The organism is Burkholderia sp. Ed8, assembly GCF_040761425.1.
Lineage (GTDB): Bacteria > Pseudomonadota > Gammaproteobacteria > Burkholderiales > Burkholderiaceae > Burkholderia > Burkholderia seminalis.
The window spans coordinates 1,356,677-1,383,425 of the sequence record NZ_CP142886.1 but is presented as its reverse complement, the minus strand read 5'-3'; the positions used below and the strand labels follow the sequence as shown (position 1 = coordinate 1,383,425).

Sequence of the window (26,749 nt, the reverse complement as noted above, 5' to 3'; positions counted from 1 at the left end):
GTCGTGCCCGGCGGCGCGCCGGGCGGTTCCCGGTCAAGCCGCCTTCGGCGCTGCGCCGACGCGCCTTCCACCCCGCCCTGGCCCGCGTTGCCTCGCTTCAGCCGCCTTCCGCCGCCCGCAGCGCCTGCAGCGCGAGCCGCAGCGCGCCATGTGCGGAATCGTCGAGCGGCGCGCGCAGCCGCGCGGCATGGCGCGCCGGCACGGCCGGCGCGAGTGCATCCGCCAGCCCGCCGCACAGGGCGACCGGCAGCGCGTGCTGCGGATCGAGCGCGTCGATCATCTTGCCGATTTCGTCGCCGGCCTGCGCGATCAGCGCGCCCGCCACCGGATGCGTGCGGTGCGTGAACACGACCGGCGCGAGACGCGCGTAGATCGTCTGGTTCGCATCGCACGACCACTGGACGAGCGCGTCGCGATCCTGCGCGCCCGTTTCCGCGAGCAGCCCATCGGCGAACGCATCGCGCGGCACGCGGCCGTCGAGCGCCTGTTGCGCGTACGCGAGCGCGCGCACGCCGAGCCACGCGCCGCTCGCCTCGTCGCCGGACGGAAAGCCGAACCCGCCGGCGATCCGGCACGCGCCGCCCGCATCGAGCGCCGCCGCGATGCTGCCGGTGCCGAGCGCGACGATGAGCCCCGGCGCGCCGCCGTGCGCACCGACGACCGTCGTATATGCATCGCTCTCGATCGCAAGCGCGCCGAGCGGGGCCTGCGCCCGGAACGCCGCGAGCCACGCCGCATTGTTGACGCCCGCGAGCCCGCAGCCGAGCGCGCACTGCGACCAGTCGAACGCAAGGCCGGCCTGCGTGAACGCGTCCGCGCACGCCGCGCCGATCGACGCCCACGCGCGCTCGATGCCAAGCCCGAGCCCCGACGGGCCGCCGCGCCCCTGCGCGAGCTCGCGCCCGTGCCGGTCGGCCAGCACCGCGCGCGTGCCCGTGCCGCCGCCGTCGATGCCGATCGCAAAAAGTAATGCCGCCATGCCTTCATCCCGCTGATTCGAACAGGCGCCAAGCTTAACCGGATCGGCGCCGCGCGCCCATCTGCCGTTCGGCCGGCTATCCCGCAAAATGGGCTTCCGCTATGCTGGCACGATCGATTCGACACTGAAAACGAGGCAGACGATGTCGCAGCGGTGCAACTGGGTGAAGACGGAAGCGGACGCTCACTATCACGACACCGAGTGGGGCGTGCCGTCGCACGACGATCGCCACTTGTTCGAAATGCTGATCCTGGAAGGCGCGCAGGCCGGGCTGTCGTGGTCGACGATCCTGAACAAGCGCGCGGGGTATCGCGACGCGTTCGCCGAGTTCGACGTCGACGCCGTCGCGCGCTTCACGCCGAAGCGCATCGACAAGCTGCTGGAGAATCCGGGCATCGTGCGCAACCGCGCGAAGGTCGAATCGGCGGTCACCAATGCGCGCGCCGTGCAGCGCATCCGCGACGAACACGGTTCGCTCGCCGCATTCCTGTGGTCGTTCGTCGGCAATACGCCGATCCAGAATGCATGGCAGTCGTACCGCGACGCGCCCGCGTCGACCGAACGGTCCGACGCGCTCAGCAAGGCGCTGAAGGCATACGGCTGCAAGTTCGTCGGCTCGACGATCTGCTATGCACTGATGCAGGCAACCGGCATGGTCAACGATCACGAGATCGGCTGCCCGTGCCACGCGCGGTGCGCGGCGCTCGGCCGGAAACAGCCGGCACGCAAGCGCAAGGCGGGCTGACCACGCAGGCGCAGGCACCGGCGCCAGCCGGGCACCCGTCCTTCAACGCCGCCCGCGGCGACGGTGGCCACGGCGCCACCCGTCGCTTACCGCGCGGCGCGTGACGACGCCGGCACGGCCGACCGTGCGCTTCGTGCGGCCCGCACGCGTGCGCTGCGCTTCTTCACCCAGATGCAGATGCCCGTCACGCTCAGCATCGCGATGACGATGCCGAGCGCGCTGATCGCGACGCGGCCCGCGACGCCGGCGATCCGCCCCGAGTGCAGCGGAAACTGCGCCTGCATGAACAGGTCGCCGGCCGAGCCGCGGCCGGGCACCTGGGCGGCGATCGGCTTGCCCGTCACCGCATCCCAGTACAACCACGCGTTACCCAGCCCGACGTCCCCGTGGTCGTTGCCGGGCGTGAAGAACCCGACCGCATAGACGTTCATCGCCGGCGCGAACAGCAGCGCACCGGGCGGCGCGGTGATTCCCGCGTCCCGCCCGGCCGGGCGCGCGATCTCGACGATTCGCTCGCGCGGCAGCACGGTGCTGCCCGGTGGAGCCGGCGGGAAACGCTCGGGATTCGTGTATGGCGTCTGCGCGAGCGGCGACAGCCGCGACACCAGCGGGCGCACGACCGGAACCGCGAGGTTCATCGAGATCGATGTGACCGCAACGACCAGCAGCAGCCCCCATACCCATACGGCGCCGGAGCGGTGGAGGTCGAATACGAGCGGATAGCCGCCGCGCCGCACGCGGAACGCGAACGACTTGCGCCAGCTCTTCAGGTTCGGGAACGCGAGCACGAGCGCGATCAGGCTGTCGATTGCCCACACGATACCGACGACGCCCATCACCCAGAACCCGAAGTTGATCCCGCCGTACTCGGGGAGGAACAGCGAGTAGTGCAGCCGGTAGATGAACGGCATCAGGTCGAGCCGCGCGAGCGACGGCGCGCCCCATTCGCGGCGGCCCTGCACCGCGCCGGTCGCGGGATCGACGGCGATCTGGCTGAAATCGATCGCGTACGGCCGGCCGGTCGCCGGGTCGGTGCGCGGTATCACGCCCGCCTGCAGCGTGTGCCCCGGCTCGACCGCGAGCGGCAGATAGGTCACCTGCACGCGCGGGTCGGCAGCCTCGATGCGCGTCGCCAGTTCGAGCGGCGCAAGCGGCGCGGCGCCGCTGCGCGCGACGTAGAAGTCGGGGTTCAACGCCGCGTCGAGCTCGTGGTCCCATGCGATCAGCGCGCCGGTGAGCCCCGCGACGAACAGGAACAGCGCGATGGCGAGCCCGAACCAGCGATGCAGGCGGACGAGAAACGGTCGCAGGAACGCATTCATCGCGTGCGCGGCGACAGGAAAACGGGCCGGCACAGGCGGCGGCCCCGGGTCGACGGGAGGAAGGTCATCTGATGTCAAACGCCGCGCAAGCGCCGGCCGGCCGCGCCAGGCGAGGCCGGATGCCCTTGTGCGCGGCCTGGAAATATTGCGCGTTCGGCGGGTCTTGATACGATGCGCGACATTTTAGCGCGATGCGAATGATTCTTACTCGCATTTTTGCTCACCCGCCATGACCGTCGGCTTCGCGCGACCGCACGTCCGTCCACGCCGCGAGGCCGCCGCCCCTGCCTGCTTCGCCGCCTCGCTCGCGCATGCCGACGATTCGCCGGCGCGACGCCGCTGCGCGCGACCGGCGGCCTCGATGCGCCAGGCTGGCTCGCCATCGATGCGGGCGCACTCCCCGACGCAGGTCGGCCGCCACGCCTTGACGCTGCGCGCGCCAATCGGCAGCGTGCAGAACCGCCGTTACCGGGAATATCAGTACGCGGATGACCTGAAGCCGGGCGACCCGCGCACGGCTGGCCTGACCGCAAAAATCGACTTCCGGACGCCGCACCGGCCGGCCGCCAACCGCGGCCGCCGGCCGGAACGGCCGCCCCGCGGCGAGCCTCGGGATTTTCCCAGACCCCAAAAGCAAAACGGCGGAGCGGCCTCTTTCGAGGCACACTCCGCCGTTTCGCGGCGAACCGTCAGACGCTCTTAGTGGAGCTTCTTCGGCAGCATCTGGCTGCGCAGACGCTTGTGCAGGCGCTTGACGGCTGCTGCCTTCTTGCGCTTGCGGACTGCGGTCGGCTTTTCGTAAGACTGGCGCTCACGCAGTTCAGCGATCAGGCCATTTTTTTCGATAGCGCGACGAAAGCGGCGAATCGCCACTTCGAACGGCTCGTTTTCTTTCAGAAGAATCGTCGTCATGTCGTTCCTAAATTGCTTAAACGGTCAAAAACGTAGCGGCCAAGCGCCACGCACCGGCCATCCGAGCGTCCCCACGAACAGGCGAAACGAGCGGAAATACGGCCTCGGAGGCCGGAAAAGAGAGGCGGAAAGCACCGCGAGTACGCTTCACAGCCGCGTGCAGCGCCGCGTTTGACTGCCAGCAGACATGCCGAAAACGGCAGAGGCGTGACAGAAATCTCAATTCAGCCCGCCATCATAGCAGGGAATCACAGACAAAACCATCCTTTTGTCGATCGCGGGCAAACGTTCCACCCAACCGGGCGGTGTTCCTCCCTGGCCACCACGCTGTCCGCCATGCCGGGCGAGCCTTCCCGGCGAAATCCCCTCTTCCGTCCCGAATTTCCTCAAACATCCCTCTAAAGTTTTCGCCGGGTGCCGCCGTCAACCAGGAAAGGCGGGCAGCGCCAGACGCGAAAAAGCGCAACGCCGAAATCAGAACCTGTCTGTATCTCAGGCATTTTCCAAAACGAGGAAGCAAATGCTGAACATCAACACCAACATCCTTTCGCTGACGACGCAGACGAATCTGTCGGGCTCGCAAAACGCGCTGTCGCAAGCGATCAACCGCCTGTCGTCCGGCAAGCGCGTCAACACGGCAGCCGACGACGCGGCAGGTCTCGCGATCTCGACGTCGCAAACGGCAGCGATCAACGCGCTGACCCAAGGCGTGTCGAACGCGAACAACGGCATCTCGATGATCCAGACGGCAGCCGGCGCGCTGCAGTCGACCGTCGACAACCTGCAGCGTATCCGTACGCTGGCAGTCGAAGCAGGCGACGGCTCGCTGGATTCGAACGCACGTGCGAACCTGCAGGCTGAAGTCACGACGCGTCTCGGCGAAATCGACCGCGTGGCAACGCAAACGTCGTTCAACGGCCAGACCATCCTGAGCGCAGCCGGCAACGTCACGTTCCAGGTCGGCGCGGCAGCCAACCAGACCGTGGCCGTCAACTTCGGCGCGACGGTGTGGACGAGCACGGGCGGCGGCCTGAGCCTGAGCGGCCTGACGGTCAGCGACCAGACGAGCGCACAGTCGGCCATCACGTCGATCGACGCGGCACTGAAGAACGTGAACACGTTCCAGGCAACGCTGGGTGCGGCACAAAACACGTTCCAGGCTGCGATCACGACGACGCAAACCCAGGCAACGAACATGAGCGCGGCGCGTTCGCAGATCACCGACGCGGACTTCGCGACGGAAACGGCGAACCTGAGCAAGGCGCAAGTGCTGCAGCAAGCCGGCATCTCGGTGCTCGCGCAAGCGAACTCGCTGCCGCAGCAAGTCCTGAAGCTCCTGCAGTAATCGGGAACACCCCGCGCCGGGCGATCCGCCCGCGCGCACGGCGTCGTCCGCGTTGCGGCGCGCGACGGCGCCGGTTCGATTCGTCGGACCCGACACTCCAGGGAGGCATGCCTCCCTGCTTGCATTGAAACCGAAGTACGGCGACCCGCCGAAACGCGCGTCATCGCGCAAACGACTGGAGCACCCGCATGGCCACGACGAGCACGACGGATATCGGCAGCATCCTGGCGCAGGCCGGACAATCGATCATCAGCGGCGCGACCAATTCGACGCTCGACGTCAATTCGCTCGTCACGTCGCTGGTGCAGGCCAAGACCATCGGCCAGCAGACCACCCTCACGAACAAGCAGACGGCCGACAACACCGAACTGTCGGCGGTCGGCAAACTGAAATCCGCGCTGTCGGCGCTGCAGACCGCGATCACGGGCCTGTCGAACGGCACGACGCTGAGCGGCCTCGCGGCAACCGCGAGCGGCAACGGCATCACCGCCTCGGTCAAGAGCGGCGGCGGCGCGGTGGCCGGCTCGTACGCGGTCAACGTCACGCAGCTCGCCACCGCGAACAAGCTGTCGTCGGCCGGCATCACGTCCTCGGACACGATCTCCGCCGGTTCGCTGAGCATCACGCTCGGCACCGGCACGGCCTTCAACGTCAACGTCGCGGCCGGTGCATCGCTGTCGGACATCGCGAAGTCGATCAACACGACGGCCGGCAACCCGGGCGTCACCGCGTCGGTCATCACCGGCTCGGACGGCCAGCATCTCGTGATCCAGTCGAACAACACCGGCGCGGCCAACACCGTGTCGGTGAGCGGCACCGGCGTCAATTCGAAGCTGACCTCGGGCTACACGACCGTGACGGCGGCCGCCGACGCGAAACTGACCGTCGACGGCACGCCGGTGACGAGCGCGTCCAACAGCGTGTCGGGCGTGCTGACGGGCGTCACGCTGAACCTGACGACGCAGGCGCTGAACACGACCCAGACGGTCACGCTGTCGCCCGACACGACGGCCACGACGACCGCGATCAACGCGTTCGTCAGCGCGTACAACACCTATGTGACGACCGCGCAGTCGCTGTCGTCGTACGATCCGAACACGTCGACGGCCGGCCCGCTGCTCGGCGATTCGATGCTGAACACGATCTCGAACGGACTCGCGACCGCGATCAGCGGCGGCGTCACGACGGGCGGCTCGACCTATTCGCTGGCGGCCATCGGCATCAGCCTGCAGGCGGACGGCACGCTGCAGGTGGACTCGGGCGCGCTGAACACCGCGCTCACGTCGAACAACCCGGCGGTCGGCGCACTGTTCAACACGACGAACGGTGTCGGCCAGACGCTCAACAACCTGGTCAGCAACTACACGCAGACCAACGGCCTGATCGACCAGCGCACCACCGCGATCAACGCGGACCTGAAGAGCCTGTCGGACCAGGCGACGCAACTGCAGAACTACTCGGCCCAGCTGACCACGCAGTACAACGCGCAGTTCACCGCGCTGAACAACCTGATGGCGACGATGGCGAACAACACGAAGTACCTGACCCAGCTGTTCGGCGGCACCAACAGCGCGGGTGCGCTCGCCACCAACAAGTAACGCGCCCTTCGCACGACACCGGACGACGACCATGACCATGACGACCGATGCCCTGAACCATGCGCTGCACCTGACCCAGGCGATGCAGTCGGCGAGCGCGTTGCGCGACTGGGAGCGCGTCGCCGCGCTGGCCGACGCGCGCTCGCCGCTGCTGATGAGCCTGGCGCCGGAGCAGACGCCGGCCGCGCTCGACACGATCCGCCGGATCATGGACATCGACGCATCGATCACACAGGACGCGCAGGCCGATCGCGACCGGCTCGCGCAGCAGTTCACCGCATCGCGCGAGCGGATCCGCGCCGCGAGCGCCTACCAGACGACCGGCATGCTGTAAGCCTGCGAACAACAACGCGCGCCGCCATCGAGCGGGCGCCGACGTCGTATCGTCGAGCCGCATGCGCGCGGCTTTTTTTTCGCCGGTTGAGGGGGAGAAAGGAAGCGCCTCACGCGCCCCCGGGCATCGCGCCTGCGCTAGTGCGCGGCGCGCGCCGCCTGTTCGACCGCCGCCGCATGCATCTGCGCGAACGCCGCTTCGAGGTGCCGGGCAAAGCGCGGCGCATCGCACAGCGGCGAGCGCAGCAGCCGCTCGCGCAGCCCGGCCCGCACGGCGGCCAGGCGCGGCAGGTCGTTCGCGAACGCGGCCGCCTTCGCGACGTAAGCGTCGTCGCCGTCCGCGATCCATTCCGGCATGCCGAGCGTGTGCAGGATGCTTTCGCCGATATGCGACAGGAAACGGTCGCCGCGCCGCGTGACGAACGGCGCGCCCATCCACAGCCCCTCCATGCTCGTCGTGCCGCCCGGATACGGGAACGGATCGAGCACGATGTCGATGTCGTTGAACGTACCGATATGCGCGAGCCGCTTCGAGCCGCCGCGCAGCAGCAGCCGTTCGGCGCGAATGCCGTGCGCGGCGAAGCGCGCGGCGAGACTCGTGCGCAGCGCCGCCTCGTCGAGCTGCGCCGACTTCAGCAGCAGGCGCGAGCCCGGCACCGCATGCAGCACGCGCGACCACAGCGCGACGACCGGCTCGCCGATCTTGTTCGCGTTGTTCAGGCAACCGAACGTCACGCACCCGTTTCCCTCGGCCGGCAGCGGCCCGACGTCGAGCGGCAGCGCGGGCGGCGTGAAGCACAGATAGCTGTCCGGCAGCCGCCACGGCCGTTCGACGAAATGCGCCGCCTCGTCGGGGGGAAGCACGTGGCGATCGCCGATCACGTAGTCGATCGCGGCGACGCCCGTCGTCGCGAAATAGCCGAGCCAGGTCGCCTGAACCGGCGCCGGCTTCCACGCGAACAGCGGCAGCCGGTTCGACGCCGTGTGACCGCTCAGGTCGACCAGCACGTCGATGCGGTCGGCCGCGATCAGGTCGGCGGCCACACGGTCGTCGAGCGGCGTGAGGTCGCGCCACAGCGCGAAGTGGCGCTTGAGCGCCGCGGTCGTGTCGTCCTCGACCGGTTGCGTCGCGTAGGCCACCAGTTCGACGCGCGACCGATCGAGCGCCGCGACGACGCTCAGCAGGAACACCGCGACCGGATGCGATTTCAGGTCACCGGATACGAAGCCGACCCGCAACGCGCGCCCGTTCGCCGGCCGCGGCGCGTGACGATGCGGCGATGCCAGCGCCGCCATCTGCGCGCCGAACGCGCAGGCGCGTTCGCGCAGTTGCGCCGCCGACAGCCGGTCGGTGCCGGCGCCGTGGAACATGCGGCCCGAGTGCGCGTTGCGAAACGCCGGATCGAGCTCGAGCGCGCGGTCGTAGCTCGCGAGCCCGGCATCGATATGCCACAGCGCACAGAGGATGTCGCCCATCACCGCGTGCATCTGCGCGGTCGGGTTCGGCAACGACAGCGCGACGCGGCAACTGTCGAGCGCCTCGCGCCGCTTGCCCTGCCGCACAAGCGTCTGTGCCAGATGGTGATGCAGTTCGGCGCGATCGGGCGCGACAGCCAGCGCGCGCCGCAGGCTCGCCACCGCACCGTCGAGATCTCCCGCGTGATCGAGCGCGGCCGCGAGGCCGAACAACCAGTCGACGTCGCCCGACTCCGCCGCGCACGCGAGGCTCGCGATCGCGGCGTCGAGTTCGCCGCGCTCCAGCAGCAGCATGCCCAGCGCGTGATGCGCGGCGTGCAGGCCCGGCTGCAGCGCAATCGCACGGCGGTAGTGCGCGATCGCGTCGTCGTGCCGATGCTGCGCGCCGCACACGTTGCCCAGGTTGAAACACGCTTCCGCATAGGCGGGATCGAGCGCGAGCGCCTTCTCGTACGCGCGCGCCGCGGCATCCGCTTCGCCCTTGTCCCGCAGCGCGTTGCCGAGGTTGTTGTAGGCCGGCGCATAGTCGGGCCGCAGCGCGAGCGCCTGGGCGCAGCTCAGCATCGCGGCGTCGGCGTCGCCCGCCTCGTGCAGCGCGTTGCCGAGGTTGCTGTGCGCTTCCGCATAACCGGGCGCGAGCGCGATCGCGCGGCGATAGGCGCCGATCGCGTCGTCGAGCCGGCCGTGCGCGCGCAGCATGTTGCCGAGGTTGTTCAGGTAGACGGGATCGGCACGCAGCGCGATCGCGCGCTCCATCAGCGCGAGGCCGGCCGGAAACTGGCCGAGCTGGCATGCGAGGAGCCCGAGGAAATGCGTCGCGTCCGGCTGGTCGGGCGCATCGCGGCGAATCGCCTCGTACAGCACGCGCGCATCATCGAGACGCCCGGCCTGATGGTGCGCGAGCGCCGCGTTCAGCCGTTCCGCGACGAGGCCCGTCATGCGCGCGGCTCCGTCGTCTCGCCGGCCGCGTAGCGATCCCACATCCCGTGGAACGCGTCCTCGAGATTGCGCGCGAACCGCGCGGCATCGCACAGCGGCGACGCGAGCGTGCGTTCGCGCAACGTCGCGCGCAACGCAGCCAGCCCGTCGCGATCCTGCGCGAACGCGACGGCCTTGGCGAGATACGACGCTTCGCCGTCGGCGATCCAGTCGCCCATCCCGGCCGCATGCAGCAGACTCTCGCAGATGTGCGTGACGAAGCGCCCGCCCTTCATGCCGATCACCGGCACGCCCATCCACAGCGCTTCGGCCGTCGTCGTGCCGCCCGGGTACGGGAACGGGCTCAGCGCGATGTCGATCCGGTTGTACGCGGCGAAGTATTCCGCGCGCGGCGACCCGCCTTCGAGGATCAGCCGGCTCGCGTCGATGCCGTGCCGCGCGAAGCGCGCGCGCGTCGCCGCATTCAGGTCGCCCGCGCCGAGTTCGTGCGCCTTCAGCAGCAGGCGTGCATCGGGCAGTGCCTGCAGCAGCCGCGACCACAGCGCGACGACGTCGTCGCTGATCTTGGTGAGCTTGCCGAAGCAGCCGAACGTCACGCCGCCGTTCGCGGCCATCGGCAACGGGCCGACCGGCACGTCGTAGGCCGGCGGCGTGAAGCACAGGTAGCTGTCCGGCAGCCGCCACGGCGCCTCGACGAAGTGCTCGGCCTCGTCGGCCGGCAGCGTGTACGCATCGCCGACGAAATAGTCGACCGCGCGCACCCCCGTCGTCGCGAAGAAGCCGAGCCAGCTTGCCTGCACCGGCGCGGGCCGGTGCGCGAAGATCGGCAGCCCGCTCCAGTTCGTGTGCCCGGCGAGGTCGACGAGCACGTCGATGCCGTCGTCGCGAATCATCCGCGCTGCCTGGTCGCGGTTCATGCAGGTCAGTTTCTTCCAGCTCGCGAAGCCCGACTTCAGCCGCGCCGTCACGTCGTCCTCGACCACGAAGGTCACGTACGCATGCGGCTCGATGCGCGTGCGATCGAGATGCGCGAGCACGCTTTCGAGGAAGATGCCGACCGGATGCTGGCGCAGGTCGCCCGACACGAAGCCGACGCGCAGCGGGCGGCCGCGCGCGTCTCGCACGCGCCGGGCGCGATCGTGCTCGAACGGCTGCACGTCGCGCGCCAGGCGTTCGCCGTAGCGGTGCGCCTCGACCACCCAGTCCCGCGGCTCGAACGCCGCCGAGCTCGACATGTTGAACAGCAGGCGCGCATACGCGCGATGCGGGTCGTGCTCGATCGCCTCGCGAAAGGCCGCGACGGCGCCCGCGAAGTCGCGCTTCGCCCAGCGGATGTCGCCGAGCGTCAGCTGGATCTTCACCGGATCGATGCCGAGCGCCTGTGCGATCCGGTATTCGTCCATCGCCTCGTCGAGCTTGTCGAGGCGGAACAGCGCGGCGGCGAGGTTGTGGTGCGCATCGGCGTCGTCCGGGTTCAGGTCGATCGCGTGGCGATGGCTCAACTCCGCGGCCGCCATCCGGTCGAGGTTGTGATACGCGAGGCCGAGAAAGTTGTATGCGTCCGCCAGCTCGGGATCGAGCTCGATCGCGCGCCGGCACAGGTGCACGGACGCCTCGTATTCGCCCTGCTGGCAACGCAGCTCGCCGAGCCGCGCCCAGGCCGGCGCGTAGCGCGGATCGATCTCTCGCGCGCGCTCGAACAACTGGGCGGCGCCGTCGAAATCGTTGATGCTGCGCAACGAGATGCCGAGCGCGCAATGGGCTTCGGCATCGTCCGGCTCGAGTCCCGCGCGTGCATGCGCGAGCGCGCCGTCGAAATCGCCGGTCGCCCGCAGCGCGGCACCCAACCCGCGTTGCGCGACGCGCAGCGCGGGATTCAGTTCGAGCGCGCGGCGGTAGTGCGCGATCGCTTCCGTGTGTTTTTCCTGCGCACGCAGCACGTGGCCGAGGTTGCTATGCGCTTCCGCATACGCGGTGTGGAACGCGATCGCCTTGCCGTAGCTGGCCGCGGCCGCGTCGAGTTCACCAAGATCCTGCAAGACGTTGCCGAGGTTGTTGTACGCCTCCGCGTAACCGGGCCGCAGCTCGATCGCGCGCGAACAGCTCGCCATCGCCTCGGCCGGCACCCGCGCGTCGCGCAGCGCGTTGCCGAGGTTGTTGTGCGCTTCCGGAAACTCGGGGCGCAGCGCCACCGCGCGGCGGTAATGCGCAATCGCGTCGTCGAGCCGGCCGCATTCGCGCAGCATGTTGCCGAGGTTGTTGAAGTACGACGCGTCCGGCCGCGCCGCGAGCGAGCGCTCCATCAGCGCGAGGCCCGCATCGTACTGCTTCAGCTGACAGGCGAGCAGGCCGAGGAAATGCATCGCGTCGGGCTGGCCCGGCTGCGCCGTGAGGATCGCGTCGTACAGCGTCTTCGCTTCCGCGAGACGGCCGGCCTGGTGATGCGCCAGCGCGCGTTGCAGGGTGTCGTTGATGTCGTTCATGCTGCGTGTGCCGTTTCCGTATAGCGTGCCCACATGCCGTGGAATGCGTCTTCGAGATGATGTGCGAAACGCGCCGCGTCGCACAGCGGCGACGCGAGCAGCGTGGCGCGCAAATCCGCGCGCAGCGCCGCCAGGCGCGCCCCGTCGGCGGCGGCCGCCACCGCCTTCGCGACATAGTCGTCTTCGTCGCCGGCGATCCAGTCGTTCATGCCGGCCGCGTGCAGCAGGCTCTCGCAGATGTGCGTGACGAAGCGCGTGCCCCGCATGCCGAGGACCGGCACGCCCATCCACAGCGCCTCGGCCGTCGTCGTGCCGCCCGGGTACGGGAACGGGCTCAGCGCGATGTCGATCCGGTTGTACGCGGCGAAATAGTCGGCACGCGGCGATGCGGGTTCGAACGCGAGCCGGCTCGCGTCGATCCCGTGCCGCGCGAACCGCGCGGCGGTCGCGTCGCGCACGGCCGCGTGCTCGAGTTCGCGCGCCTTCAGCAGCAGCCGGGCCGACGGCAGCGCGTGCAGCACGCGCGACCACACGCGCACGACGTCGTCGCCGAGCTTCACCAGCTTGCCGAAACAGCCGAACGTCACGCCGCCGTTCGCGGCCATCGGCAGCGGGCCGACCGGCACGTCGTCGGCCGGCGGCGTGAAGCACAGGTAGCTGTCCGGCAGCCGCCACGGCGCCTCGACGAAATGACGGGCTTCGCTTTCCGGCAACGTGTACGCGTCGCCGATGAAGTAGTCGATCGCATCGCACCCGGTCGACGCGAAGAAGCCGAGCCAGCTCGCCTGCACCGGCGCGGGCTTCCAGCCGAATACGGCCAGGCCGCTCGCCTGCGTGTGGCCCGCGAGGTCGACGAGCACGTCGATGCCGTCGTCGTGAATCGTGCGCGCGGCCGCCTGCGGATCGAGCGCGGCGATCGAGCGCCAGGCGGCCGCATGCGGCTTGAGCCGCGCGGTGACCGCGTCTTCCTCGTCCGACGTCGCATAGACGTGCGGTGCGACGCGCGTGCGATCGAGATGCGCGAACACGCTTTCGAGAAAGATCCCGACCGGATGCAGGCGCAGGTCGCCCGACACGAAACCGACGCGCAGCGGGCGGTGCCGCGCGCGCGCCGCACGTTCGCTTACGTCGTGCGGATAACGCGTCGAACGGGCCGCCAGATGCCGGCCGTAGCGGCGCGCGTCGTTCAGGTAATCGGCTGGCGGCACGCTCGCCGACGCGGCCGACGCGAACAGCAGGCGGCTCAGTACGTCGGCCGCGGCAGCGTCCGCATCGTCGCGCACCAGCGCCAGCGCGTCCCGGTACGCGGGCACGGCGGCGTCGACGTTGCCCTGGCCGCGCAGGATGTCGCCGAGATTCACGTGCATCGCCGCGCTCGGGCGGCCGGCCGACAGCGCCTGCCGGCAATACACGAGCGCGTCGTCGTGCCGCTCGCGCTTGAGCAGCACGACCGACAGGTTGTGGGCGGCGCCGGCATCGGCCGGGTTCAGCGCGAGCGCGGTGCGGTAGCTCGCGTCCGCCGCGTCGAGATCGTTCAGGCCGTGATACGCATTGCCGGCATGGTTGTGCGCATCGGCGAGACCGGGCGCCAGCCGGATCGCATGCCGCGCATGCCGCAACGCCTCCGCGTAACGCGCCTGGCGGCGCAACACGCCGCTCAGGTTCGCATGCGCGACCGCCATCGACGGATCGTGTTCCAGTGCGCGCCCATAGTGCGACGCGGCGCCGTCGAGGTCGCCCGCATCGCGCAGCACGCCGGCCAGGTTGTTGTGCAGGTCCGCATCGCCAGGTTCGGCCGCGACGGCGGCACGCAGCACCCGCGCGGCTTCGCCGAGTTCGCCGAGCGCCCACAGCGACAGGCCGAGGCCGTGACGCGCGGCCGGCAGCGCAGGGCTCAGTTCGAGTGCGCGGCGGTAGTGCGCGATCGCTTCCGTGTGCTTGTCCTGCGCGCGCAGCACGTTGCCGAGGTTGCTGTGCGCTTCCGCATACGCGGTGTGGAACGCGATCGCCTTGCCGTAGCTGGCCGCCGCCGCGTCGAGTTCACCGAGATCCTGCAGCACATTGCCGAGGTTGTTGTACGCCTCCGCGTAACCGGGCCGCAGCTCGATCGCGCGCGAACAGCTCGCCATCGCCTCGGCCGGGACCCGCGCGTCGCGCAGCGCGTTGCCGAGGTTGTTGTGCGCTTCCGGAAACTCGGGGCGCAGCGCCACCGCGCGGCGGTAATGCGCGATCGCGTCGTCGAGCCGGCCGCATTCGCGCAGCATGTTGCCGAGGTTGTTGAAGTACGACGCGTCCGGCCGCGCCGCGAGCGAGCGCTCCATCAGCGCGAGACCCGCGTCGTACTGCTTCAGCTGACAGGCGAGCAGGCCGAGGAAATGCATCGCGTCGGGCTGGCCCGGCTGCGCCGTGAGGATCGCGTCGTACAGCGTCTTCGCTTCCACGAGACGGCCGGCCTGGTGATGCGCGAGTGCCGCCTGCAGTTGCGGTCCGATCGACTCCATCGCGTGGGCCGCTCAATACGGATGCGGTTCGCGCCCGAAGTCGATCAGCCGGCCTTCGTGCTCGATCATCACGGCCGCGGCCGCGATCCCCTCGCGCGACATCTCGGCGACGATGTCGCGTGCGCGCCATTGCGTCGGGATGATGATCACGTCGGCCGGCGCCGCTTTCAGCGCGTCGCGGTATTCGATCTTCTGGCCCGTGCCCGGCACGTAGGTGCCGACCTTGTCGGGATCGGAATCGACGACGAGCGGAAAGCGCGCGGCGTCGGCATCGAAGTGATGGATGAACGCGGCGGCCTTGCCGGTACCGCCCCAGATCGCGACACGCCGCCCCGATTCGGCCAGCGCCGCGAGCTGCCCGGCGATCGCCGCGCGGTGCTCGACCGTGCGGGCCGCGAAATGCGTCGACGCATCGGCACGTTTGCGCGCCTGCTCGGGCACGCCGAGCCGCACCAGCGCATAGACGACTTCGCCGTCGTAGCCGTGCGCGAGCGTGACGACCTCGCCCGCGCGCGCCATCAGCGTGCGGAACGATTCCGTCGTGAACTGCGACACGTGCTCGTAGAAGAAATCGGCGAGGCGCTCGGTCTCGAACACGCGATCGATGCACGGCACTTCCGCGAACAGCCAGCAGGCGTTCGGCTGGCGCGCGGCGCCCCATGCGAGCTGCTCGACGAGCTTCGCGGGTTCGGTCAGGTGTTCGAGCACGTGGCGGATGACGATCGCATCGGGCCGGAAGGCCGGCATGTCGGCGAGCGGCTCGAACAGCCGCGCATGGAACTCGATGCCGTGGCCGGTGCCCGCGCTCGCGTTCGGATCGAAGCCGGCGAAGCGGCCGCCGCGGCTCGCTTCGGCGAGCCCGCGCACGAAATGCCCTTCGCCGCAGCCGATCTCGACGACGGCCGGTTCGGCCGGCAGCGCGCCGAGCAGCAGGTCGCGCGTGGCCGCGAGATGGCCTTTCCAGATCCCGCCGCTGTTGAACATCCGGTTCGGGTTGCTCTGATACGGAATCGCATCGTAGCTGAAGCGGTGGTTCCACACGTGCGAGCACCGCGGGCACTGGACGAAGTCGAGCACATGGCGCGGCAGCCGGCGGGCCGCTTCGGCGGACGCGGGCCAGGCAAGCGTCGCGAGCGTGTGCTCGCCGGCCGGGAAGAACGGCGCGGCAACGGTATGCGCGCAAACGGGGCAGGTGGCGTCGATCAGTTCGGGGGTCATGCATTCACCTGTTTGCGGAAATAGGCGATCGTTTCCTTCAGGCCGTCCTCGAGCGCGACGCCGGGCTGCCAGTCGAGGCGCTGACGCGCACGACCGATGTCGGGGCGGCGCTGCAGCGGATCGTCGGCGGGCAGCGGGCGATATTCGATGCGGCTTTTCGAACCCGTGAGCCGCAGCACGCATTCGGCCAGCTCGCGGATCGTGATCTCGCTCGGATTGCCGAGGTTCATCGGGCCGGTGTCGTCGTTCTGATCCATCATGCGCAGCAGGCCTTCGACGAGATCGTCGACGTAGCAGAACGAGCGCGTCTGGCTACCGTCGCCGTACAGCGTGATCGGTTCGCCGCGCAGCGCCTGCATGATGAAGTTCGACACGACGCGCCCGTCGTCGGCGCGCATGCGCGGGCCGTAGGTGTTGAAGATCCGCACCACGCGGATGTCGACGCCGTGCTGCCGGTGATAGTCGAAGAACAGCGTCTCGGCGCAGCGCTTGCCTTCGTCGTAGCACGCGCGCGGCCCGTTCGGATTGACGTTGCCCCAGTAGCTTTCCTGCTGAGGATGCTGCTGCGCGTCGCCGTACACCTCGCTCGTCGACGCCTGCAGGATGCGCGCGCCGCAGCGCTTCGCGAGGCCGAGCATGTTGATCGCGCCGAGCACGGCCGTCTTCACCGTCGACACGGGATCGCTCTGGTAGTGCACCGGACTCGCCGGGCACGCCATGTTGAATACGCGGTCGGCTTCGACGTACAGCGGCAGCCACACGTCGTGGCGGATCAGCTCGAAATTGACATGCCCGATCAGGTGCGCGACGTTGTGCTTGCTGCCCGTGTAGAAGTTGTCGACGCACATCACGTCGTAGCCGGCGCCGACGAGGCGCTCGCACAGGTGCGAGCCGAGAAAACCCGCACCGCCGGTGACCAGCACGGACCGGCCGTTCACGACGCGGCTCCCGGCGCGGCCTCGACGTGGCGCGCCCACATCGCGTGCAGCGCGTCCTCGAAATGGCGCGCGAAGCGGGGCGCGTCGCACAGCGGCGCGGCGAGCACCTGCGCGCGCAACGTCGTGCGCAGCACGGCCAGCTCGGCCGGATTGCGCGCGAACGCGACGGCTTTCGCGACGTACGCATCGTCATCGTCGTCGGCGATCCATTCCGGCAAGCGCGCCGCGTGCAGCAGGCTTTCGCAGATGTGCGACAGGAACCGCGCGCCGCGGCGGCCGAGCACCGGCACGCCCATCCACAGCGCTTCGGCCGTCGTCGTGCCGCCCGGGTACGGGAACGGACTCAGCATCAGGTCGACGCGCCGGTACGCGGCGAGGTATTCGTCGCGCGGCGAGCGGCCTTCGAACAGCAGGCGCGCCGCGCCGATGCCGTGCGCCGCGAAGCGGGCCGACAGCGCGTCCTGCTCGCGCGGGTCGTCCAGATGCGGCGCCTTCACGAACAGCTTCGCGTTCGGCACGTCGGCCAGCACGCGCGACCACACCGCGATCACGCGGTCGGTGAGCTTCACGAGCTTGCCGAAATAGCCGAAGGTCGGATAACCGTTCGCGAGCATCGGCAGCGGGCCGGCGTCGAGCTCGACGGCCGGCGGCGTGAAGCACAGGTAGCTGTCGGGCAAATGCCATGCGCGCTCGACGAAATGCGCGGCCTCGTCGTCCGGCATCACGTGGCGGTCGCCGAGCACGTAGTCGATCGCGCGCATGCCGGTGCTCGCGAAATAGCCGGGCCAGCTCACCTGCAGCGGCGCGGGCTTCCACGCGAACAGCGGCAGGCGGTTGTGGATCGTGTGGCCCGACGCATCGATCAGCACGTCGATGCGGTCGTCGCGGATCCGGGCGGCCGCGGCGGCGTCGCCGAGGCCCGCGAGGCGGGTCCACGACGCGAAGCGCTGCTTGAGGCGCGCGGTGACGTCGTCCTCGACGTCGCGCGTCGGGTACGCATGCAGCTCGACACGCGCGCCGTTCAGGTGCGCGAGCATCCCTTCGATGAAATAGCCGACCGGATGCGACTTCAGGTCGCCCGATACGATGCCGACGCGCAGCGGCCGGCCGATGCGCGCGGTCAGGTCGACGAGCCAGGTCGACCACGGTTGCGCGCGGCCGGTGACGAGCGCGTCGAAGCGGGCCGCTTCGTCGAGATACGCCTGCTGGTCGAACGCATCGCTGTAGTGGTACGCGAACAGCAGGTTGCTGCGCGGCTCGGGCAGCTCGGGGCGCAGCGCGACCGCGTGCTGGTACGCCTCGAGCGCGGCCGGAATCTCGTTCAGGTCGAGCAGCGCATTGCCGAGATTGTTGTACGCCTGCCCGTGGTCGGGCTGCAGCGCGATCGCCTGGCAGAACGCGTCGACGGCCGCGCGCGCGTTGCCCGCCAGCCGCTGCGCGTTGCCGAGGTTGTTGTACGCGTCGACGTAGTCGGGCCGCAGCTCGATCGCGAGGCGGAAACACTCGGCGGCCGCGGCGGGGCGATTGTGCGCCTGCATCACGTTGCCGAGGTTGTAGTAGTAGATCGCGTCGGGCTTGATCTCGATCGCCGCCATGATCAGTTCGGACGCCTCCTGATAGCGCCCGTACTGGTGACCGATCAGGCCGAGCAGGTGCAGCGCGTCCGCGTGCCGGGGGTCGGCGTCGAGGAGTTGCCGGTACAGCGTCTCGGCTTCTTCGAGGCGGTCGGCCTGGTGCAGCGCCAGCGCCGCTTCGATCGTGGCGACGGGGGAGTCGGGCAGCGTGAGATCAGTCATCGTGGTAAGCCAGCCTGGGTTCGATAGGGGCGCGCGCACCGGCGCGCGGGCCGGCACGTGATCGCGAAGGCACGCCCGGGCGGATACCGGTCGGCATGCGGGCGGACGGCCTTCGACATGCCAGCATTCTCGGCGCGCGCCTGTCGTTCCAATCGGCGGAGCAGGTGCCGGATTTGGTCGCTTTTCATGTGACCGCGCGGGTGCCGGCATGACGCCGGTCAAGGTTGCGGCTCGAGCGGCGCGGAACGCGGATCGTCGGCCGAGACGGCATGCCGCGCATGGGTGCCGAATCGCGCCGGGCCGCGCCGGATAACGGTTTTCGGCATTGCGGCGGCATGCGGCGGCTGCGCCCGCCCGGCCGCCGGTCGCGGCGGCATCCGTCGAAATGCGGGGTGAAACGGCCCGCTAATCCGCCGTTCGATCCGGGCGCGGATCGATAGACTCGGGCACAGACTTGGAGGCGTCCACCGCGCGGACGATCGCGCCGGGCGCAAGCCGCTTGCCGGCCCGCGGCTGGGGATGCCCTCGAATCCACCCTCAGCGCCTGGAGCCATGTGTATGCACGAGTCCTCAATCATCTCCAACTCGAACGACGATCAGCTCGCCGCGCGGCGCGAACTGTTCGACCTGATGCAGACCTATCCGGCGACGCAGGAGGAACTCGAACGCTCGCTCGGCCTGTTCGTGCGCGGCTCGCTGCTCGCGCGGATTCTCGCGACGTTCGAGGTCTACGAGCAGATCGTGCCGTTGCCCGGCTCGATCCTCGATCTGGGCACCTGGCGCGGGCAGACCGCCGTGCTGTGCGAGAACTTCCGCGCGATCCTCGAGCCGCTGAACTTCCAGCGCCGAATTCACGCGTTCGATACGTTCACCGGCTACGCGGGCTTCTCCGACACCGATTCGCGCGATCGCAAGCTGTTCTCCGACGGCACGTACTCGCTCGCCGGCGACTACGCGGACCTGCTGCGCAACCTGCTGTCGCTGCACGAACGCAACAACGCGATGGGCCACGTGAACGGCAAGCACCACGTGTGGGAAGGCGACTGCCGCGAAACGCTCGCCGCCTACGAGGAAGCGCATCCCGGCGAACCGGTCGCGCTCGCGTGGTTCGACCTGAACGTGCCGGGACCGACGCGCCACGCCTTCGAGACCGTGATGAAGCGGCTCGTGCCCGGCGGCGTGGTCGCGTTCTGGCAGCTCACGCGCGGCGGCCAGACGCCGGCCGAAGGGATCCACTACGTGCGCGAGCTGCTCGGCAAGCACCCGCACCGCATCCACAAGGCGAAATCGTATCCGTCGCTGTGCTATCTGACGTTCCCGGAAGGCGGCGGGGTGCGCCCATGAAGATCGCGATCCTCGGCAACGGCATCCTCGGGCTGATGACGGCCCGTGCCTGGCAGCGCGCCGAGCCGGGCATCGAGCTCGTCGTCGTCGGTCCCGCGCAGCGCCCAGGTTCCGCGACGCGCGCGGCCGCCGCGATGCTCAACTCGTTCACCGAACTGGAAGGCGATTCGCTCGGCACGCCGCTCGACCGCTTCAAGTTCGAGCTGAGCCGCGCGGCGACCTCCGCCTGGCCCGGCGTGTTCGCCGAGATCTGCACACCGGCGCACGCGGTCGCGCACGGCTTCGGCACCTACGTGCTCAACAACGCGGCCACCGACGCGCTCGACGACGAGAACTTCGCGGCGATGCGGCGCTTCTGCCGCGAATTCGAGGAGCCGTGCGAGGCCGTCGATCCCGCCGGCATCCCGAACTATCACCCGCATCCGCAGTTCCGCGCGCTGAACGCGGTGTATCTGAGGCGCGAAGGCTGGACGAACCCGAAACAGTTTCTCGATGCGCTCCAGGCCAGCGTGGCCGCGGCAGGCCCTGTCACCTTCGTTTCGGCCGAAGTCGAGCGCATCGACGTCGCGAGCGGGCGCGTGACCGGCGCCCGGCTGAGCGACGGCTCGACGGTCGAGGCCGACCGCTTCGTGCTTTGCAACGGCGCGAACCTGACGCGCGTGCTGCAGGCGAGCCTGCCGGAGCTGCCGGTGCAGCGGCTGTTCTACGGCATCGGCATGTCGATCGAACTGCAGAGCAGCGAGAACGTGCATACGCACTGCGTGCGCACGACCAACCGCGGCCTCGCGTGCGGCGTCTATTCGGCGCCGTACGGCCCGGACCGCACGCTCGTCGGCGCCAGCAACTACATCAGCCCGGTGCCGCACGAACACGGGCATGCCGGCAGCGCGTACACGCTGCTCAAATCGGCGATGGACCAGATCAATACGCGTTTCTCGCGCGCGAATCTCGTCAACGTCAACGTCGGCTGGCGCCCGACGACATCCGATCTCTATCCGCTGATCGGCGCGACCAGCGTGCGCGACCTGTGGATCCTCGGCGGCACCAAGCGCGACGGCTTTCATCTGTCGCCGGTGCTGTGCCGCGACCTCGTCGCGGCGATGCGCGGCGAGCCGATCGACCCGCGTTATGCGGACCTCGCGCCGGAGCGGCCGCTGATCCGCAACCTGTCGCGCGAAGCGGCGATCGCCAAGACGGTCCGCCACCAGATCAACGCGGCTTTCCAGCACGACTTCGTCCCGGCGCGCAACCGCATGGTCGAACAGCTCGAACGCGCGAGCCGCGCGGATCTCGAGGCGCTGCACGACCGGCTCGGCGCGACGGACTGGGGCATTCCGCCCGAGCTCGTCGACATGTACCGGTACGGTCACATCCCCGCCTGATCGACATGAATCCGCAGCCGAAGCGCATCGCGATCGTCCAGTCGAACTACATCCCGTGGAAGGGGTACTTCGACCTGATCGCCGCGACCGATGAGTTCATCCTGTACGACGACGCGCAGTACACGCGGCGCGACTGGCGCAACCGCAACCAGATCAAGACGCCGCAAGGCGTGCAGTGGCTGACCGTGCCGGTCAAGGTGAAAGGCCGTTATCACCAGAGCATTCGCGAAACCGAGATCGACGGCACGCAATGGGCACAGCAGCACTGGACGCGGCTGCGGCAGAACTACGCGCGTGCGCCGCATTTCGCGCGCTACGCGGAGCAGCTCGAGGCGCTTTACCTGAACGGCCGGCACGACACGCTGAGCACGCTGAACCTCGCGATGCTGGCCTGGATCAACCGGCAGCTGGGCATCGCCACGCGCATTTCTTCGTCGTCCGACTACACGCTGGAAGGCGACCGCACCGACAAACTGCTGAACCTGTGCCTCCAGGCCGGCGCGACCGAATACCTGTCGGGCCCCGCCGCACGCGACTACCTCGACGAGAGCCGGTTCGCGGCCGAAGGCATCGCGGTGCGCTGGTTCGACTATCCGGCCTATCCGCCCTATGCGCAGCTGTGGGGCGAGTTCGTGCATGGCGTGACGGTGCTCGACGTGCTGTTTCATTGCGGCCCGGAGGCGCGCCGCCATGTCGTGACCGGCCGAACCTGAGGACCACGCGATGCACGATTCCCGACACTCGAGCCTGCTGGCGGACGTCGCCGCCTATTACGGCGCGCGCCTCGCCGAGCACGGACAGACCGCGCGCGGCGTGGACTGGAACGGCGAGGACGGCCAGCGGCTGCGCTTCGCACAGCTGACGAAAATCGTCGCGCCCGATGCCGACGCCTTTTCGGTCAACGACATCGGCTGCGGTTATGGCGCGCTGGTGGATTTCCTCGACGAGCATGCGGCGGGACGCCGTCATGCCTACGCGGGCAACGACGTGTCGCCCGAGATGGTCGACGCGGCACGGCAGCGTTATCGCGACCGCGCCGACGTGTCGTTTCACGTCGGCGATACGCCGCTGGCGAGTGCCGACTACGGCATCGCGTCGGGGATCTTCAACGTCCATCGCGGCCACGACGACGCGACGTGGCTCGACTACATCCACACGACGCTCGACATGCTGCATGCGACGAGCCGACTCGGCTTCTCGTTCAACTGCCTGACGTCGTATTCCGATCCGCCGTTCATGCGCCCCGAACGGCTCTACTACGCCGATCCGTGCGCGCTGTTCGATCGCTGCAAGCGCCGCTACTCGCGGCACGTCGCGCTGCTGCACGACTACGGGCTGTACGAATTCACGCTGCTCGTCAGGAAGGACGGCTGAACGCGCCCCGCGCAAGCTGCCGCCCGTCGCCCCTCATATGCTCCCGCGGAGTCCCGTCATGTTCGCTCCTCCCAATCTCGACCGCATTCCGTTCGGCCGGCCGTTCATCGTCGGCAAGGAGCTCTACTACATCGCGAAAGCGGTGGAACAGGGCGGGCTCGCCGGCGACCAGGCCTTCACGAAGCTGTGTCACCAGTGGCTCGAAGCGCGCATCGGCTGTCATCGCGCGCTGCTCACGCATTCGTGCACGGCCGCGCTGGAGATGGCCGCGATCCTCACCGACGTCGGCCCGGGCGACGAGGTGATCATGCCGTCCTACACGTTCGTGTCGACCGCCAATGCATTCGCGTTGCGCGGCGCGACGCCCGTCTTCGTCGACATCCGGCCCGACACGCTGAACCTCGACGAGAAGCTGGTCGCGGCCGCGATCACCGAGCGCACGCGCGCGATCGTCCCGGTTCACTACGCGGGCGTGGCGTGCGACATGGACACGATCTCGCACCTCGCGGCCGATTACCGGCTGTGGGTCGTCGAGGACGCCGCGCAGGCGATCCAGTCGACCTGGAAGGGCAGGCCGCTCGGCAGCATCGGCCACCTCGCGTGCCTCAGCTTCCACGAGACCAAGAACGTGATCGCCGGCGAAGGCGGCGCGCTGCTCGTCAACGACGAACGCCTCGTCGAGCGTGCGGAAATCGTCCGCGAGAAGGGCACCAACCGCAGCCAGTTCTTCCGCGGCCACGTGGACAAGTACACGTGGGTCGACGTCGGTTCGTCGTACCTGCCGGGCGAGCTGATCGCCGCGTTCCTGTACGCGCAGTTCGAACACGCGGACGTGATCACCGCGCAGCGGCGCGCGACCGTGAAACGCTACGAAGACGCGCTGCGGCCGCTGCACGAAGCCGGGCACATCACGCTGCCCGCCACGCCGCTGAGCGAGCAGGGCAACGGCCACCTGTTCTATCTCCTCACGCGCAACCTCGCCGAACGCACGGCGCTGCTCGAACGGATCCGCGACGCGGGCGTATTCGCCGTGTTCCATTACGTGCCGCTGCACAGTTCGCCGGCGGGCCTGCGCTACGGCCGGTGCGGCTCCGGCATGCAGGTTACCGACGACGTCGCCGACCGGCTCGTGCGCCTGCCGCTGTACCACGCGATGAGCGAGGCGGAACAGGATCGCGTCATCGACGTGGTATCCGATTTCTACCGGGCCGGCGCGTAACCGGCCGCCCGTCGCCCTTCATCGCGCCTTTCGCCATTCGTCCCATGAACGACTCGCCCCGCATCTTCGCGCCGCTCGACCATCCGTACTACCTCACCGCGCCCGGCTACAAGCAGACGTCGGGCGGCGTGCGCGCGATGCACTACCTGTGCCATGCGCTGAACCTGCTCGGCTGCGAGGCCTACCTCAAGACCACGGAAGTGCATCCCGCGCTGCGCACGCCGTTGCTGACGCAGGAGATCGCGCAGGCCCACTTCGAAGCGGGCCGCAGCCCGGTGGCCGTGTATCCCGAGATCGTCGAGGGCAATCCGTTCGGTTCACGCTGTGTCGCGCGCTATCTGCTCGCGGAACCCGGCCGCATCAACGGCAATCCGCTCGACCTGGCGCCGACCGATCTCGTGTTCGCGTTCGGGCCGACGATCGTGCCCGACGGATGGCAGGCCGACCTGCTGAGAATCCCGCTCGTCGATACGCGCATCTTCCACTGCGACGGCGTCGACGACGCGACCCGCAGCGGCACGGCCGTCTTCCTGAACCGCCACCTTCGCCGCGGCGGCAGCCTGCATCCGGCGACGGCCGAATCCATCGAGATCTCCGGCCGCGTGCCCGAGCGCTCCGCGCACGAGCTCGCCGAACTGTTGCGCCGGGTCGAATGCGTGTATCTGTACGAGTGGTCCACCATCGCCTTCGAAGCGCTGCTGTGCGGCTGCCCGGTCGTGTGCATCCTCAACGACGCGTCGATGCCGGACGCGGAGCGCTGGGTGATGGGCGGCAAGGGCATCGCATGGGGACTCGATCCGCGCGAAATCGCGCACGCGAAAGCGACCGTGCATGAAGCGCGCGACGTCTACCGGGAAGAAGAGGCAACGTTCTGGCGGCAATTGCGGCACTTCGTCGACAAGACCCAGGCCCATGCCAGCGCGCTCGATGCGCGGCCCGATTCGCGTGGCCCGGCAGGCGCGCGGGCGGCAGCGGCGCGCGCAGTGCGGCGCATGGCCGTCGTCTGCGCCGAACCGGTCACGCACCCGCAGGTCGCGGCGCGGTTCGGCACCCCGTTCGGCCAGCTCGATCGCGAATGGGCGGTGGACTTTCCCGTCGGCAGCAACGGCATCGACCTCGACGCGCTCCAGCGGGCGGACATCGTCGTCCTGCACGGCGCGGTCGCAAGCCTGCTGTCGGGCCCCGCGCTCGAGCAGATGTTCGCGCTCGGCAAGCCGGTCGTCTGCGATCTCGACCGGCCGCTCGACGCGCTCACGCTCGATGGCCCGGAAGTCGCCGGCAGCGCGCGCCGGCTGGCCGCGATGCACGACGCGCTCCGGCGTGCCGATGCGCTGGTCGTGCCGTCGGACGCGATCGCGCGCACGTACCGTCACGTCAATGCGGCGGTACACGTGCTCCCCAGCGATGCCGATCGCACCCGCCACGGCACGCTTTACGCGTGGCTCGCCGAACAGGGCCGGCGGCCCGTTCGCGCATCGGCACCCGCGCCGGGCGCCACGCACGTGCCGCGTGCCTGGCAGAAGAAGCGCCTCGTCGCCTATGCGCTCGATCCGGTCGACGGTGCGTCCGTGCAGCGCCGCGTCGCGCTGCCGTTCGCGCGGCTCGGCAACGACTGGGAATTCGTCTGGGGCATGGCCGACGGCACCGCGATCGCCACGGCGGACGCCGTGCTGCTCGATCGCCACACGCCGGGCCGGCTGTCGCTCGACGGCCTGCGCGCGATCTTCAAATTCGACAAGCCGGTGATTTATGCAACCGACTGCCCGCCGCCGGCGGCGCCGGACGATCCGGCGTGGACGGGCATCGCGTATACGCTCGGCAACGCCTGCGCTGTCGTCGTCCCGACGCCGGATCTCGCGCACCGCTACCGGCCGTGGAACCCGCGCGTGTTCGTGCTGCCCGACGGCGTCGATCTCGACCTGTTCCTGCGGCCGGTGCCGGCCCGTGCGGCGGATCGCGTGACCATCGGCGTCGCGGGCGACGCGCTGCGGCCGGCCAACTTCGCACGCGTGGACGCCGCGCTGCGCGCGGTCTGCGCGCGCCACGCCGGCCGCGTCGCCGTGCAGTTCTTCGGCACGCACGCGCCCACCGGCTGGGCGGACCATCCGGCAGCCTCCTTCCTGCCCGCGCCCGATGCGTATCGCGCGTATGCGCAGCAGTTGCGCGTGCTGGACTGGGACATCGCGTTGATGCCGCTCGCCGATGCCGATGACAACGCGGCCAGCGCCATCCGGCGGCAGGAATTCGCGGCCGCCGGCATCGCCGTGGTGGCGAGCGACCTGCCGGCGCTTCGCATCGGCCTGAACGACGGCGACGACGTACTGCTTGCCGGCGACGACCCGCACGCGTGGGACGACGCGATCGACCGCCTGGTCACGCAACCCGCACTGCGCCGGCGGCTGGCCCGCACCGCGCAGGCACGCGTGCGCAAGCGCGACGCGCTGCAGGCGCAACTGCCGCTGCATCGCGAACTTTACCGGTTGTGCGTCGAACGTCAGGGCACGGCCGTGCAGTTGCCGCCGCGCGAAGCGCCGATTCCGGGCGTGCTGATCCTCGACGCCGCCGGCGACGTCGAGCTTGTGCAGGCCGCGCTGCGGATCGTCGCGGCACGCGCCGAACAGGATCTGCTGAACGTGGTGCTGACGACGTCGCCCGACCCGCTGCCCGAGTGGACGGACCGGCTGCGTTACCTGCGGGCCACGCCGCACGAGTATGCGGCCACGGCCGACCAGCTCGCCGCGATGCCGGCGTTCGACTGGTTCACGATCATCGACGCCGCGGACACCGAAGCCGGAGACGATATTCAGGAGACGACCGCCGCGGATGCGGCGATCGATTGACGAAG

The 26,749-nt window shown here is 69.4% G+C and carries 19 protein-coding genes; 10 read left to right on the top strand and 9 right to left on the bottom strand.

The genetic code is table 11. The annotated features are described in order from the left end of the window. Nucleotides 1-97: 97 nt before the first annotated feature. Nucleotides 98-979, bottom strand: a complete 882-nt coding sequence (locus VXM69_RS20275) for a BadF/BadG/BcrA/BcrD ATPase family protein (RefSeq protein WP_367190116.1) — start codon at nucleotides 977-979, stop codon at nucleotides 98-100. Between the two features lie 142 nt (nucleotides 980-1,121). On the opposite strand from VXM69_RS20275, the gene VXM69_RS20270 reads away from it, so the two are divergent. Further along, nucleotides 1,122-1,724 carry a DNA-3-methyladenine glycosylase I gene (locus VXM69_RS20270; RefSeq protein WP_367190115.1) on the top strand — a complete coding sequence of 201 codons (603 nt, stop codon included), beginning with the start codon at nucleotides 1,122-1,124 and terminating at the stop codon, nucleotides 1,722-1,724. 86 nt (nucleotides 1,725-1,810) lie between these two features. On the opposite strand, the gene VXM69_RS20265 is transcribed toward VXM69_RS20270, so the two are convergent. Together VXM69_RS20265 and rpsU are read right to left on the bottom strand one after the other, a co-directional pair. After that, nucleotides 1,811-3,046 (bottom strand): PepSY-associated TM helix domain-containing protein, encoded by a 1,236-nt coding sequence (locus VXM69_RS20265; protein ID WP_367190114.1) that lies wholly within the window; start codon nucleotides 3,044-3,046, stop codon nucleotides 1,811-1,813. A gap of 699 nt (nucleotides 3,047-3,745) precedes the next feature. Beyond that, the gene (rpsU, locus tag VXM69_RS20260; RefSeq protein WP_006401410.1) at nucleotides 3,746-3,958 is read right to left on the bottom strand and encodes a 30S ribosomal protein S21; all 213 of its coding nucleotides are present in this window, start codon (nucleotides 3,956-3,958) and stop codon (nucleotides 3,746-3,748) included. A 520-nt stretch (nucleotides 3,959-4,478) separates the two neighbouring features. Here rpsU and VXM69_RS20255 point away from each other — a divergent pair. The 3 genes from VXM69_RS20255 (at nucleotide 4,479) to VXM69_RS20245 (ending at nucleotide 7,235) form a co-directional block, all read left to right on the top strand. Continuing rightward, complete coding sequence (locus VXM69_RS20255) at nucleotides 4,479-5,303, top strand: flagellin domain-containing protein (RefSeq protein ID WP_034188094.1); 825 nt, start codon at nucleotides 4,479-4,481, stop codon at nucleotides 5,301-5,303. Nucleotides 5,304-5,491: 188 nt separating this feature from the next. Next, on the top strand, nucleotides 5,492-6,901 hold the full coding sequence (gene fliD / locus VXM69_RS20250; protein ID WP_367190113.1) for a flagellar filament capping protein FliD: 1,410 nt from the start codon (nucleotides 5,492-5,494) through the stop codon (nucleotides 6,899-6,901). 37 nt (nucleotides 6,902-6,938) lie between these two features. Beyond that, on the top strand, nucleotides 6,939-7,235 hold the full coding sequence (locus VXM69_RS20245) for a flagellar protein FliT (RefSeq protein WP_059559395.1): 297 nt from the start codon (nucleotides 6,939-6,941) through the stop codon (nucleotides 7,233-7,235). 137 nt (nucleotides 7,236-7,372) lie between these two features. On the opposite strand, the gene VXM69_RS20240 is transcribed toward VXM69_RS20245, so the two are convergent. Genes VXM69_RS20240 through VXM69_RS20215 form a run of 6 tightly spaced genes read right to left on the bottom strand, consistent with a single transcriptional unit; the run spans nucleotide 7,373 to nucleotide 18,585 of the window. After that, entirely contained in the window at nucleotides 7,373-9,649 is a 2,277-nt protein-coding gene (locus VXM69_RS20240; protein ID WP_367190112.1) for a tetratricopeptide repeat protein, read from the bottom strand. Beyond that, the gene (locus VXM69_RS20235) at nucleotides 9,646-12,132 is read right to left on the bottom strand and encodes a tetratricopeptide repeat protein (RefSeq protein ID WP_367190111.1); all 2,487 of its coding nucleotides are present in this window, start codon (nucleotides 12,130-12,132) and stop codon (nucleotides 9,646-9,648) included. The genes VXM69_RS20240 and VXM69_RS20235 overlap by 4 nt, the downstream gene beginning before the upstream one ends. Continuing rightward, nucleotides 12,129-14,633, bottom strand: a complete 2,505-nt coding sequence (locus tag VXM69_RS20230) for a tetratricopeptide repeat protein (RefSeq protein WP_367190110.1) — start codon at nucleotides 14,631-14,633, stop codon at nucleotides 12,129-12,131. The genes VXM69_RS20235 and VXM69_RS20230 overlap by 4 nt, the downstream gene beginning before the upstream one ends. Nucleotides 14,634-14,645: 12 nt before the next feature. Beyond that, entirely contained in the window at nucleotides 14,646-15,851 is a 1,206-nt protein-coding gene (locus tag VXM69_RS20225; protein ID WP_034188099.1) for a class I SAM-dependent methyltransferase, read from the bottom strand. Beyond that, nucleotides 15,848-16,789, bottom strand: coding sequence for a UDP-glucuronic acid decarboxylase family protein (locus VXM69_RS20220; protein WP_175028446.1), 942 nt, complete (start codon nucleotides 16,787-16,789; stop codon nucleotides 15,848-15,850). Before VXM69_RS20220 ends, VXM69_RS20225 begins: the two co-directional genes overlap by 4 nt. After that, nucleotides 16,786-18,585, bottom strand: a complete 1,800-nt coding sequence (locus VXM69_RS20215; RefSeq protein WP_367190109.1) for a tetratricopeptide repeat protein — start codon at nucleotides 18,583-18,585, stop codon at nucleotides 16,786-16,788. The genes VXM69_RS20220 and VXM69_RS20215 overlap by 4 nt, the downstream gene beginning before the upstream one ends. Before the next feature lie 558 nt (nucleotides 18,586-19,143). Here VXM69_RS20215 and VXM69_RS20210 point away from each other — a divergent pair. From VXM69_RS20210 to VXM69_RS20185, 6 genes are read left to right on the top strand one after another with little or no spacing between them, the layout of a single operon-like run. Next, nucleotides 19,144-19,929 (top strand): class I SAM-dependent methyltransferase, encoded by a 786-nt coding sequence (locus tag VXM69_RS20210; RefSeq protein ID WP_034188102.1) that lies wholly within the window; start codon nucleotides 19,144-19,146, stop codon nucleotides 19,927-19,929. Then, a complete protein-coding gene (locus tag VXM69_RS20205; protein WP_367190108.1) occupies nucleotides 19,926-21,311 on the top strand; it encodes an NAD(P)/FAD-dependent oxidoreductase in 1,386 nt (461 codons plus the stop codon). The genes VXM69_RS20210 and VXM69_RS20205 overlap by 4 nt, the downstream gene beginning before the upstream one ends. Before the next feature lie 5 nt (nucleotides 21,312-21,316). After that, complete coding sequence (locus VXM69_RS20200; RefSeq protein WP_034188104.1) at nucleotides 21,317-22,024, top strand: WbqC family protein; 708 nt, start codon at nucleotides 21,317-21,319, stop codon at nucleotides 22,022-22,024. Nucleotides 22,025-22,034: 10 nt separating this feature from the next. Further along, nucleotides 22,035-22,685 (top strand): trans-aconitate 2-methyltransferase, encoded by a 651-nt coding sequence (locus VXM69_RS20195; protein ID WP_049032513.1) that lies wholly within the window; start codon nucleotides 22,035-22,037, stop codon nucleotides 22,683-22,685. 58 nt (nucleotides 22,686-22,743) lie between these two features. After that, nucleotides 22,744-23,904: a dTDP-4-amino-4,6-dideoxygalactose transaminase gene (rffA, locus tag VXM69_RS20190; protein WP_034188106.1), complete on the top strand. Its 1,161-nt coding sequence runs from the start codon at nucleotides 22,744-22,746 to the stop codon at nucleotides 23,902-23,904. Nucleotides 23,905-23,948: 44 nt separating this feature from the next. After that, on the top strand, nucleotides 23,949-26,744 hold the full coding sequence (locus VXM69_RS20185) for a glycosyltransferase (RefSeq protein ID WP_367190107.1): 2,796 nt from the start codon (nucleotides 23,949-23,951) through the stop codon (nucleotides 26,742-26,744). Nucleotides 26,745-26,749: the final 5 nt, after the last annotated feature.